Source organism: Paenirhizobium daejeonense (genome assembly GCF_014280875.1).
Lineage (GTDB): Bacteria > Pseudomonadota > Alphaproteobacteria > Rhizobiales > Rhizobiaceae > Allorhizobium > Allorhizobium daejeonense.
Map to the genome: position 1 here is coordinate 171,250 of NZ_JACLAL010000009.1, position 12,232 is coordinate 183,481.

The 12,232-nt window shown below is 61.3% G+C and carries 9 protein-coding genes; all 9 read left to right on the forward strand.

The window, feature by feature from the left end; genetic code table 11:
- Nucleotides 1–182: 182 nt before the first annotated feature.
- The 9 genes from H4I99_RS20570 (at nucleotide 183) to H4I99_RS20610 (ending at nucleotide 12,229) form a co-directional block, all read left to right on the forward strand.
- Nucleotides 183–2,279 (forward strand): bifunctional rhamnulose-1-phosphate aldolase/short-chain dehydrogenase, encoded by a 2,097-nt coding sequence (locus H4I99_RS20570; protein ID WP_163898411.1) that lies wholly within the window; start codon nucleotides 183–185, stop codon nucleotides 2,277–2,279.
- A gap of 120 nt (nucleotides 2,280–2,399) precedes the next feature.
- Nucleotides 2,400–3,692, forward strand: a complete 1,293-nt coding sequence (rhaI, locus tag H4I99_RS20575) for an L-rhamnose catabolism isomerase (protein ID WP_163898414.1) — start codon at nucleotides 2,400–2,402, stop codon at nucleotides 3,690–3,692.
- Between the two features lie 256 nt (nucleotides 3,693–3,948).
- Nucleotides 3,949–5,595 carry an ABC transporter ATP-binding protein gene (locus H4I99_RS20580; RefSeq protein WP_163898417.1) on the forward strand — a complete coding sequence of 549 codons (1,647 nt, stop codon included), beginning with the start codon at nucleotides 3,949–3,951 and terminating at the stop codon, nucleotides 5,593–5,595.
- A 324-nt stretch (nucleotides 5,596–5,919) separates the two neighbouring features.
- Nucleotides 5,920–6,408 (forward strand): MarR family winged helix-turn-helix transcriptional regulator, encoded by a 489-nt coding sequence (locus tag H4I99_RS20585; RefSeq protein ID WP_163898420.1) that lies wholly within the window; start codon nucleotides 5,920–5,922, stop codon nucleotides 6,406–6,408.
- The gene (locus tag H4I99_RS20590; RefSeq protein WP_163898423.1) at nucleotides 6,405–7,124 is read left to right on the forward strand and encodes an SDR family NAD(P)-dependent oxidoreductase; all 720 of its coding nucleotides are present in this window, start codon (nucleotides 6,405–6,407) and stop codon (nucleotides 7,122–7,124) included. Before H4I99_RS20585 ends, H4I99_RS20590 begins: the two co-directional genes overlap by 4 nt.
- Before the next feature lies 1 nt (nucleotide 7,125).
- A complete protein-coding gene (locus H4I99_RS20595; RefSeq protein ID WP_163898426.1) occupies nucleotides 7,126–8,457 on the forward strand; it encodes an NAD(P)/FAD-dependent oxidoreductase in 1,332 nt (443 codons plus the stop codon).
- A gap of 145 nt (nucleotides 8,458–8,602) precedes the next feature.
- Nucleotides 8,603–10,267: a peptide ABC transporter substrate-binding protein gene (locus H4I99_RS20600; protein ID WP_163898429.1), complete on the forward strand. Its 1,665-nt coding sequence runs from the start codon at nucleotides 8,603–8,605 to the stop codon at nucleotides 10,265–10,267.
- Between the two features lie 110 nt (nucleotides 10,268–10,377).
- Entirely contained in the window at nucleotides 10,378–11,328 is a 951-nt protein-coding gene (locus H4I99_RS20605) for an ABC transporter permease (RefSeq protein ID WP_163898432.1), read from the forward strand.
- A 10-nt stretch (nucleotides 11,329–11,338) separates the two neighbouring features.
- Nucleotides 11,339–12,229 carry an ABC transporter permease gene (locus tag H4I99_RS20610; RefSeq protein WP_163898435.1) on the forward strand — a complete coding sequence of 297 codons (891 nt, stop codon included), beginning with the start codon at nucleotides 11,339–11,341 and terminating at the stop codon, nucleotides 12,227–12,229.
- The last annotated feature ends 3 nt before the right edge of the window (nucleotides 12,230–12,232 follow it).

Genomic DNA, 12,232 nt, shown 5'->3' on the forward strand with positions numbered 1-12,232 from the left:
ATTCGTATTGCTTTTATGCTGTCAATCAAAAACGATCAAAAAAGATAATATTGCACCGCACAATGAACATTTATGATCGAAATTGATTGACAACGGTCGGATCGATGCGCGATACCGTCGACCAGAAGGAGATGGTCCGTTCAGTGAGGCGGTCCATGAATCGACACGCAAGGGAGGAAGCAATGACGGGCCAAACCCGCCTTCTCGAAAACCGTTGGGACGACGCTTACGCTGCAAAGCTCGATGAACCGGGCAAGCTGCTCTATCGCTCCAATCTGCTCGGCGCCGACAAGCGCATCACCAATTACGGCGGCGGCAACACCTCTGCGAAGGTGATCGAAACCGATCCGCTCACGGGCAATCAGGTCAGCGTCATGTGGGTGAAGGGCTCCGGCGGCGACGTCGGCACCATCAAGCTCGATGGTTTTGCCACCCTCTATATGGAAAAGCTCGAAGCTCTCAAGGGCATCTACCAGGGCGTTCACGACGAAGACCGCATGGTCGGCTTCCTGCCCCATTGCACCTTCAATCTCAACCCGCGCGCAGCCTCGATCGACACGCCGCTGCACGGTTTCGTGCCGTTCACGCATGTCGACCACATGCATCCGGACGCGATCATCGCGATCGCCGCTTCGAAGAACTCGAAGGAACTGACGCAGAAGATCTTCGGTGAGGAAATCGGCTGGCTGCCCTGGCGCCGCCCGGGCTTCCAGCTCGGTCTCGACCTCGAAGCCTTCGTCAAGGCCAATCCGAAGGCCAAAGGCGTCGTGCTCGAAAGCCACGGCCTGTTCACCTGGGCGAACGACGCCAAGGAATGCTACCTGCTGACGCTCGAAATCATCAACAAGGCGATCGAATGGTTCGCCAGGGAGACGGACGGCAAGACGATCTTCGGCGGCGCAGTCGCCAAGAGCCTGCCGGAAGCCGAGCGTCGCGCCATCGGTGCACGGCTGATGCCAGAAATCCGCGGCCGCATCGGCAAGGCCGAGCGCAAGCTCGGTCATTTCGACGACCAACCCGCTGTTCTCGAATTCGTCAATTCGAAGGATCTGAAGCCGCTCGGCAGCCTCGGCACATCCTGCCCCGACCACTTCCTGCGCACCAAGATCCGCCCGCTGATCGTCGACTTCGACCCAGCCAAGCCGGATGTCGACGCTGTTATCGCTGGTCTCGACAAGGCTCTCGAAAACTACCGCGCCGACTACACGCGCTATTACGAGACCTGCAAGCACGAGAACTCGCCTGCCATGCGCGATCCGAACCCGGTCATCTTCCTGGTTCCGGGCGTCGGTATGCTGTCTTTCGCCAAGGACAAGGCAACCGCCCGCATCGCCGGCGAATTCTATGTCAACGCCATCAACGTCATGCGTGGCGCCTCAACGGTCTCCGAGTATCAAGGTCTGCCGGAACAGGAAGCCTTCGACATCGAATACTGGCTGCTTGAGGAGGCCAAGCTCCAGCGCATGCCCAAGCCGAAGTCGCTTGCCGGCCGCGTGGCCTTCGTCACCGGCGGCGCCGGCGGCATTGGCCGGGCAACGGCTGAACGGCTGATGTCCGAAGGCGCCTGCGTGGTGCTGGCCGATATCGACGCCAACGCACTGTCCGATACGCTTGGCGACTTCTCCAAGCGTTACGGCGCGGATGCCGTTCGCTCCGTCACTCTCGACGTGACGAAGGAAGACGCCGTCGCTTCGACCTTCGCTGAAGCCTGCGTCGAATTCGGCGGTGTCGACATACTCGTTTCCAACGCCGGCATCGCCTCCTCGGCACCGGTCGAGGATACGACGCTTGCGATGTGGAACAAGAATATCGACATCCTGGCGACCGGCTATTTCCTCGTCTCTCGCGAAGCGTTCCGCCTGTTCCGCCGTCAGGCGCTCGGCGGCAACATCGTCTTCGTCGCGTCGAAGAACGGCCTTGCCTCCTCGCCGAACGCATCGGCCTATTGCACCGCCAAGGCGGCAGAGATCCATCTCGCCCGTTGCCTGGCGCTGGAAGGGGCAGACGCCGGCATTCGCGTCAATACCGTCAATCCCGACGCGGTCCTGCGCGGTTCCAAGATCTGGAACGGCGAATGGCGCGAACAGCGTGCGGCTTCCTCGAAGATCGAGGTCACCGATCTCGAGGAGCATTATCGCAAGCGTTCGATGCTGAAGCTCAATGTCTTCCCGGAAGACATTGCGGAAGCCATCTACTTCCTCGCGTCCGATCTCTCGGCCAAGTCTACCGGCAACATCATCAACGTCGATGCCGGTAACGCCCAGAGCTTCCCGCGCTGATCGACAGCAATTGCCTGCTGCCGGCGCTCCCAAGGTCGGCGGCAGGCCCCTTCGCGGTTTGGAAAGTTGCAACGTCTTCGGCGCGGCCTCATGCTCGCGCGGCGTTGCAGGGAGGATGACATGACAGAACAGAAGATCCCCGCCGACGTGATTTCGGCCGAGAACGAAAAGCGCGCCGGCGCGCTCAAGTCCGACTATGCAGCCCTTGGCGAAAAGCTCGCCCGCAACAATATCGACATCGACGCCGTCACGAAGCAGGTGGCCAAATTCTTCGTCGCCGTTCCCTCCTGGGGTGTGGGCACCGGCGGTACGCGCTTTGCCCGTTTTCCCGGCCTCGGCGAGCCGCGCAATATCTTCGACAAGCTGGAAGACTGCTCGGTCATCAACGAACTGACCCGCGCCACGCCGACGGTTTCGCTGCATATTCCGTGGGACAAAGCGGACCCGATGGACCTGAAGGCAAAGGGCGATGCGCTCGGCTTAAGCTTCGACGCCATGAACTCCAACACCTTCTCCGACGCGCCGGATCAGGCCCATTCCTATAAATACGGCTCGCTCAGCCACGTAGACGCGGCAACCCGCGCGCAGGCCGTCGAGCACAACATCGAATGCATCGAGCTTGGCAATGCCATCGGCTCGAAGGCGCTCACCGTCTGGATCGGCGATGGTTCGAACTTCCCGGGACAGTCGAATTTCACTCGCCAGTTCGAGCGTTACCTCGCCTCCATGGCCGACATCTACAAGGCACTGCCGGACGACTGGCGGCTGTTCTCAGAACACAAGATGTACGAACCGGCCTTTTATTCGACGGTGGTGCAGGACTGGGGCACCAACTTCCTGATCGCCCAGACGCTTGGCCCAAAGGCTTTTTGCCTCGTCGACCTCGGCCATCACGCTCCGAACACCAATATCGAGATGATCGTTGCCCGCCTGATCCAGTTCGGCAAGCTCGGCGGCTTCCATTTCAACGACTCGAAATACGGGGACGACGACCTCGACGCCGGCTCGGTCGAACCTTACCGCCTCTTCCTCGTCTTCAACGAACTGGTTGATGCCGAGCATCGCGGGGTCAAGGGCTTCCACCCGGCCCACATGATCGACCAGAGCCACAATGTCACGGATCCGATCGAGAGCCTGATTTCCAGCGCCAACGAGATCCGCCGCGCCTATGCCCAGGCCCTGCTGGTCGACCGCGTGGCACTGGAAGGCTTCCAGAGCGATAACGATGCGCTGATGGCGACGGAAACGCTGAAACGCGCCTATCGCACGGATGTCGAGGCGATCCTGGCCGAAGCCCGTCGCCGCGCCGGCGGCGCCATCGATCCGATTGCCACCTATCGTGCCAGCGGCTATCGCGCGCAGGTCGCCGCGGAACGGCCCGCGGTGAAGGGTGGTTCGGGTGGCATCGTCTGAGGCTTTCATCCCCTCCCCGAAATCCGCTTGCTCAAGCAAGTGAACACAGACGCCGGTAGCCCCTGCTGCCGGCGTCTTCCGTTTAGGGACTTTCTGACGGGTTCCTGCAGGCGCCCACCAGAGTGCCACTCTTCCATGACGGAAGTCACATTTGCTCTCTGGACAAGATAGTGGATGTCATCCACTATCTTGGTGCCGGCGACGGTCAAAAGGCCGCGCGGCACATAGCGACGATACCAGAAAACAAGGGGAACCTATGTCGCAAGCCTCCATGCCTCCCAACGTGGTGCTATCGGTGCGTCATCTGACGGTCAGTCTGCCTCCCAAGATGGAACGCGCCCACGCAGTCCACGATATTTCCTTTGATCTCAATGCCGGCGAAATCCTCTGCATCATCGGTGAATCCGGCTCCGGCAAATCCGTCACCGCCAACGCCATCATGGGCCTTCTCGCGCCCTCCATTAAAGTGACCGGCGGGCAAATCCTGTTCAAGGGCATGGACATCATCGCCACGCCTGAGGAAAAGATCCGCCCCTTACGCGGACAGGCCGTCTCCATCATCTTCCAGGACCCTCTTTCAGCTCTCAACCCGCTGATGACCATCGGCGACCAGATCGCAGAAGTCATGGAGGCGCATGGCGTCGGCACGCCCGAAACGCGCACCTCGCGGGTGCTCGAACTGCTGGAGGAAGTCGGCCTTCCTGATCCGGCGCTGATGCGCCTGCAATATCCCTTCCGCCTTTCCGGCGGCCAGCGGCAGCGTGTGATGATCGCCATGGCGCTGGCGCTCGATCCCGATGTCCTGATCGCCGACGAACCGACGACCGCGCTCGATGTCACCACGCAGGCGCAGATTCTGGAACTGATCCGCAAGATCCAGCAGCGCAAGAACATGAGCGTGATGTTCATCACCCATGATTTCGGAGTGGTGGCGGAGATCGCCGACCGCGTGGTGGTGATGGAAAAGGGGATACTGGTCGAGCAGGGCAAGGCCGACGACGTGCTGACCCGCCCGTCACATCCCTATACCCAGCGCCTCGTGGCTGCGGTTCCGCGTATGCGCGGCGATGACCGCTCCGCGGTCGAGGAAACACCCGTCGTGCTCAAGGTGGAAAACCTGCAGAAGGAATACCGTACGACCGGAACCTTCCTCAGCAAGGGCCGCACCGTCAAAGCCGTCAACGACGTGAGCTTCGTCATTCACAAGGGCCAGACACTCGGCGTCGTCGGCGAAAGCGGTTCGGGCAAATCGTCTCTCGGACGCGTCCTGCTCAAGCTTCTCGAACCGGATGCGGGACGCATCCTCTTCGACGGGCGCGATGTCGCGAGCATGCCGGAAGAGAGCTTTCGGCTTCTCAGGCCCTATATCCAGATGATCTTTCAGGACCCCTTCGCGTCGCTCAACCCGCGTCACACGATCGGACGTATCCTGACGGTCGGACCGATTGCCCACGGCCTCGCCGTCCATGAAGCGAAAACCAAGGCCTTCCGCCTGCTGAAGCTGGTCGGTCTCGACGAAGCGGCCTTCGACCGTTTTCCGCACGAATTCTCCGGCGGACAGCGTCAGAGGATAGGCATCGCACGCGCCCTGATGTTCGACCCTGTCCTGCTTGTCGCAGATGAAGCCGTCTCGGCGCTCGACGTTTCCATCCAGGCCCAGATCCTCGAATTGCTGGCCCGCGTACAGAAGGAAATGAAGGTCGCGATGATCTTCATTACCCACGACCTGCGCGTGGCAAGCCAGATCTGCGACAACGTGATCGTGATGTACAAGGGAAGCGTCGTGGAGCACGGTCCGCCCTCGAAGATATTCCGGGCGCCCGAACACGAATATACGCAGCGGCTGGTTTCAGCCATCCCAGGAGCGGACTGGGAACCGACCGCGAAGCTGGCCGAAGCCTGACGAGGTCACCCCGCAGGAGATACACTGGAGGTAACTCGCTTCCGCTCCGGTAGAGGAAGCGGGTTCACCTCGGCCACGACAAAAAAGACACGAAAACCGGCTGGATCAGCAATGAATCCGGGGATTTTTGGGTTGCACCCAAAAATTTCCGATCAGGTGAAAAAATTTCCTGTCAGGCAGAATAATATAGTTGCATTTATCCACTATTTGCCCTTTCCTATCCATCACAGTGACACATGATATGGCCGGACGGATTTCCCCGGCAGCCCGATGCAAACACGGGTTGCCGATGATTTTTCTCGTCCGTCAGAAGACAGGAATGTAATGCCGAAACCACCTGTAAAGCCGCCGACAACCGTCAAGGAGATCGATCTCGATGTCCTGGGGGATACGTTGAGCTTCTATATCCGGGCGCTCAGCCTCGCAGTCTCCCGGGATCTCGACGAATGTCTCGACGGTCTCGACGTGGCCAAGGGCACGGGAAAGATTACCACGCTCCTTCTGGTCGACAGCCATCCCGGCATCAGGCCGTCGGTGCTCGCCCATCTGACCATGAAGGACCGATCGGCCATGGGGCGGATCATCGACCAGATGGAAGCCCATCATCTCCTCCGGCGCGAAACGTCCTCCGAGGACAACCGTGCCCAGGAACTCTATATCACCGAGACCGGTGCAGCACTCGCCGTGAAGATCCGCGAACTCGTTCCGAAACAGTCGCGAGACTTCTTCGACTTCATCCCGGAAAACGAACAACAGCAACTTATGGACATATTGCGGCGCGCCTACCGCCGCATAGTGGGGCTTAGCGAATGACAGACAAGATCGATAGGCGCGTGGCACTGATATCGGGTGCCAGCAGGGGCATCGGCGACCATGTGGCAGCCGAACTGTTCCGGCAGGGATGGGCGGTATCGCTCGGCATGCGCAACCCCGCCATGCCGGCCTGGGCCGGTTCCGGCGATGCGGCAGATTTCGTGCATCTTGCGCAATACGACGCCAACGACACCGGAGCCGAAGCCCGCTGGGTCGAAGACGCAATGCAGCGTTTCGGTCGGGTCGATGCGATCATCGCCAATGCCGGCATCATGATCCCCAAGACCGTGATCGAGGCGGACGACGAGGACATCGACGCGATGCTCGCCGTCAACGTCAAGGCGCCGCGGCGTCTTGCAAAGGCCGCCTGGGAGCCGCTCTGCGAAAGCGGCGAGGGACGTGTCATCATCCTCGCATCGCTCTCCGGCAAGCGCGTCAAGTCGGCGGGGTCGGGCAGCTACGCCATCTCCAAGTTCGCAGCCGTGGCGCTTTCCCATGCGATCCGTCAGGCCGGTTTTGAAAAGGGCGTGCGCGCCACCGCTGTCTGCCCCGGTTTCGTCGCCACCGACATGGCGGCAGGGCTGACTGCGCGCCCGGCCGAACTGCTGACGCAGCCTGCCGATCTCGCCCGCATCATTGCCCTGCTCGTGTCCCTTCCGAACGAGGCCTCGGTCGCCGAATTCGCCATCAATTGCCAGCTTGAGGAGTCTTTCTGAGATGCCCGGTCCCTATGTCGTTCCCGTCCATGGCGATGATGAACTGCCGAAGGAGGTGGATGTCGTCGTGATCGGCGGCGGAATCATCGGAACATCGACGGCGCTGGAACTGGTCGATAGCGGTCTGCGCGTCGCGCTCTGCGAAAAGGGCGGCATCGGCCACGAGCAGTCGAGCCGCAACTGGGGCTGGGTGCGTATTTCCCGCCGTGACCCGCGCGAAGTGCCACTGATGGCGGAATCGCTCCGGATCTGGGCCGATCTCAATCGCCGCACCGGCCGCGAGACCGGCTTCAAGCGATCCGGCATCGTCTTCACTTGCGCCGACGAAAAGCAGTTCGAGGAACACGCCAGCTGGAACCGCAATCTGGAAGGCTACCAGATCGAATCCCGCATGTTGAGTGCTGCGGAGTTCAAGGCAAAGTATCCAGACTCCAATATGAACATCGCCGGCGCTCTCTATACTGCTGGCGACTGCCGCGCCGAACCGCAGCGCGCCGCACCGGCGATTGCCGAGGCAGCGCGTGACCGCGGCGCCCATATCCTCACCGAATGCGCGGTACGTGGGCTGCAGCTTTCCGCAGGCCGGGTCTCCGGTGTCGTGACCGAACGCGGGGAAATCGCCTGCAAGGCCGTCGTTCTCGCCGGCGGCGCATGGTCCAGCCTCTTCCTCGGCAATAACGGCCTCGACCTGCCGCAGCTGAAGGTGATGAACTCGGTGCTCAGAACCAAGCCGCTGGAGGGCGGACCGGACGAGGCCCTCTGGTCGAGCGGCTTTGCCATTCGCAAGCGACTGGACGGCGGTTACACCATCGCCGACGGCTTCCAGAACATCGTCGACATCGTGCCCGCCTCCTTCCGCTATGCGACAAAATTCCTGCCCGCACTGGGACATGAATGGCGCTCGCTCCGCTTCCGCTTCGGCGGCAGGTTCTATGACGAGTTCCGCATGCCCCGCCATTGGGCTCTCGATGAGCCTTCCCCCTTCGAATACAATCGCGTTCTCGACCCGATCCCCTCGAAGGCAATGACCGACAGCGCGCTCGCCAAGCTGGCGAAGGCCTTCCCGGTCTTCGAAAAGGCGGAGATCGCGCAGCGTTGGGCGGGAATGATCGATGTCACGCCGGATGCGATCCCGGTGATCGACGCTATCGACGCCATTCCCGGTTTCCATGTCGCTACCGGCTTTTCAGGTCACGGTTTCGGCATCGGCCCGGCGGCCGGCCGATTGATGGCAGACATTGTGACCGGACGCCCGCCGCTCGTCGAACGTGAAAACTTCCGCTTCAAGCGGTTTTCGGACGGATCGAAGATCGAGCTGATCAGCGGCTTCTGACAGGTTTTGGCCGGCGGCATCGATGTCGCCGGCACCGGAACAGGCGGTGAAGAGGGTTCACCGCCTTGCTGCGAGAACTGCCCGGAGAGGCAGCGCAGAAATGCAAACTGACGTTTCATCCAATCCAAGAACAAGGGGAACTGACATGTCTGACCAAAACAACCCATTCATGAAACCGACCCGCCGGCAGGCGCTTGGCCTGATGGCTCTGGGAGCCTCGGGGCTCGTTCTTTCCGGAATGCCCGGCATGGGCAAGGCTCTCGCCGCCCAGCCGAAAACCATCAAGGGCCAACTCACCGTCGGCTTCTCGCAGGAGCCGACCGTCTTCAATCCGCATATGCCGCACATCGAGGTGGATGAAGGCATCCATTTCAGCATCTTCGACACGCTGTTTTCCGTTGATCCTGAGGGCAAATTCGTCGCCGCCCTGGCGGCCGAGGTGCCGACCGTCGAGAATGGCGGCATTTCCGCCGACGGCCTGAGCTGGAAGGCCAAGCTGCGCGACGACGTCAAATGGCACGATGGCAAGCCGTTCACCGCCGAGGACGTCAAGTTCACCATCGATCTCTTGGTCGATCCCAATTTCCGCAGTTGGCGCAAGACCGGCCACGAACTGGTACGCGACCTGACCGTCGTGTCGGCGACCGAGATCACATGGCGCATGGAAAAGCCCTTCGCGCCCTACCCGTCCATTCTCGCCTCGACCTTCATCACGCCGAAGCACATTCTTGGAGCGGAAGCAGACAAGAACACGGCCGCCTTCAACAACGCTCCCGTCGGCACTGGTCCGTTCAAATGGTCTGAGCGCGTCGCCGGCGACCATATCCTGCTTGAAGCCAATGCCGACTATTTCGGCGATGGCCCCTATGTCGAAAAGCTGATCTACAAATACGTCCCCGACCTCAACGTCATGTACACCCAGTTCAAGACCGGCGATATCGACGTCGTCGGCCTGCAGTGGATCACGCCTGATCATTACGACGAGGCGAAGGCGCTCGAAGGCAAAGCGGTCGACGTTGTGCCAGGCTCGACAATCGAATCCTTCACCTTCAACATGGAGCGGCCGCAGTTCAAGGATCCGGCCGTGCGCGAGGCGCTCTACCACGCCATCGACAAGCAATCGATCATCGACGCGCTCTATTACGGCCTGCCTGCGCCGACCGAAAGCTACGTCCCGCAGCAGTCCTTCTACTTCAACCCGGACCTTCCGAAGCACGAATACGATATAGAGAAGGCCAAGAAGCTTCTCGATGACGCGGGCTGGGCGGCAGGCGCCGACGGCATCCGCGCCAAGGATGGAGTGAAGCTTTCCTTCACCTGCTCCACGACGGCAGGCAACCACATCCGCGAACAGGTGCAGCAATACATGCAGCAGTCGTTCAAGGACCTCGGCGTCGAGATGACCATCTCCAACCTGCCGCCGGCCGTCATGTGGGGCGATTACTGGATGCTGTCGAAGTTCGATACCGTCATCGTCGGCCTCGACTTCCTCACCGGATCGGACCCGGATACGTCCGACTTCTTCCGCTCCAATTCAAGCCCGGCCAAGGGCGGCGCCGGCCAGAACACATGGCAGTTTGCCAACACGGAAGTGGACGACCTGCTGACCAAGGGCGGTGAGATCTTCGTGCCGGAGGACCGCAAGGCGGTCTATCTGAAGATCCAGGAAATCATGCGCAAGGAACTGCCGTTCCTGCCGCTCTTCCAGTATGCGACCGTCCGTGGCCACAAGAAGGAGGTCGAGAACGTCATCCCCAACGTCAACGTTCGCATCGACACCTGGAACGTCGCGACCTGGCGCTGGGCCTGAGGCTGAAGACCCGGCCGGCGCCGCATCGGCACCGGCTACGGAACCTCGACCGGCCGCACGACACGCGGCCGGCCTGACGTATCCATTGGTGTGACCCCGGAGCCCCGCACATGCTGTCCTATCTTCTTCACCGGCTGTGGCAGAGCCTTGTGCTCTTGCTGCTTGTCTCGGTCATCGGATTTGCCATCCTTAACCTCGCGCCCGGCGGGCCCTTGTCGCAATATGCGCTGACCCCCGGCATGACCCGCGAGGCGCTCGACCGCATCGCTCATCAGATGGGCCTCGACCGTCCGTTGCCCATCCAGTACCTCGACTGGATCTGGAGGCTTTTACAGGGCGACTGGGGCAAATCCTACCGCGACCAGAGACCGGTTCTGGAGATCATCTCCGGCCACCTGTTCGCCACCCTGCTGCTGATGGTCTCCTCGACGGTGATCTCGATCCTGATCGGAACATGGATCGGCATAAAGGGTGCCACCAGCCGCTACTCGATCTTCGACTATGCGGCGACCGTCGGCGCGATGATCGCCCTTTCGATCCCGACCTTCTGGTTCGGCCTTGTCGCCATCTACGTCTTCTCGCTCAAGCTCAGATGGCTGCCGGCCGGCAACATGTACACGATCGGCAACGGATCGTTCTATGACTACGCGATCCATCTCATCATGCCGAGCCTTGTGCTGGCGCTGGTCAATATCGCGGTGTGGAGCCGCTACATGCGGACCGCGACACTGGATGTCATCAATCAGGACTTCGTGCGGACGGCCCGCGCCAAGGGACTGAAACCCAACAGGGTGCTGATGAAGCATGTCGTCGGCAATGCCCTGCTACCGATGATCACCCTTGCCGGCCTGCAGCTTCCGACCATCCTCGGCGGCGCGCTGGTCACTGAGACGGTGTTCACCTGGCCCGGCATGGGACGCCTGTTCCTCGACAGCCTCGGTTACCACGACTACCCGGTCGTGATGGGGCTCCTGATGTTTTCCGCCATTCTCGTTCTGCTCGGCAGCCTGATCGCCGACCTGCTGGTCGCCTTTGTCGATCCGCGCATCCGCCTCGGATAGGAGACGCACCATGTCCGCTACGACGCTTCCCTCCCCGGACCTCGCGCCGCGTTCCCGCTGGTGGAACAACCGCACCGTCCGCCGCTTCGCCCGCCACAGACTGGCCGTCGTCGGCCTCGTGATGATTACCGTACTTGTGATCGCCTGCGTGGCTGGCCCCTATCTCCTGCCCTATGACGAACTCTATATCGATCTGAGAGCCCGCTTCGCACCGCCGTTCACCGGCTACCACATCTTCGGCACCGATCCCCTCGGGCGCGACCTCGCAGCACGGCTCTTCAATGCCGGACGCATCTCGCTCTTGGTCGGCTTCTTCGCCATGGTGCTGTCAACGGCGCTCGGCACGGTAATCGGCATCATCGCGGGATATTACGGCGGTCGCCTCGGCGCCATTCTGATGCGCCTCGTCGATGCCTTCCTCTCCTTCCCCAGCATCTTCCTGCTGCTCGCACTTGCCGCCTTCATCAAGCCGAGCCCCTTCATGATCACCGTCATCATCGCGGTGACGAGCTGGATGGAAATCGCCCGTCTGGTGGAAGCCGAGGTCCGCTCGCTGCGCGAACGCGACTTCGTGCTCGCCGCCCGCATGCTCGGCCTTTCCAACACCTGGATCATGTTCCGCGAACTTCTGCCAAATGCAATTGGCCCGATCATCGTCGCCGCGACGCTCACCGTCGCCCGCGCCATCCTGCTCGAGGCCTATGTCAGCTTCCTCGGCTACGGCATCCAGCCGCCTCTGCCAAGCTGGGGCAACATGCTGAACGGTGCTCAACAGTATCTCGACAGCGCCCCATGGCTCGCCATCGTTCCCGGCGTTGCGATAACGCTTGCGGTGACCAGTTTCAACTTCATTGGCGACGGGCTGCGCGATGCCCTCGACGCCCGCAGCGACCTGAACTGAGGG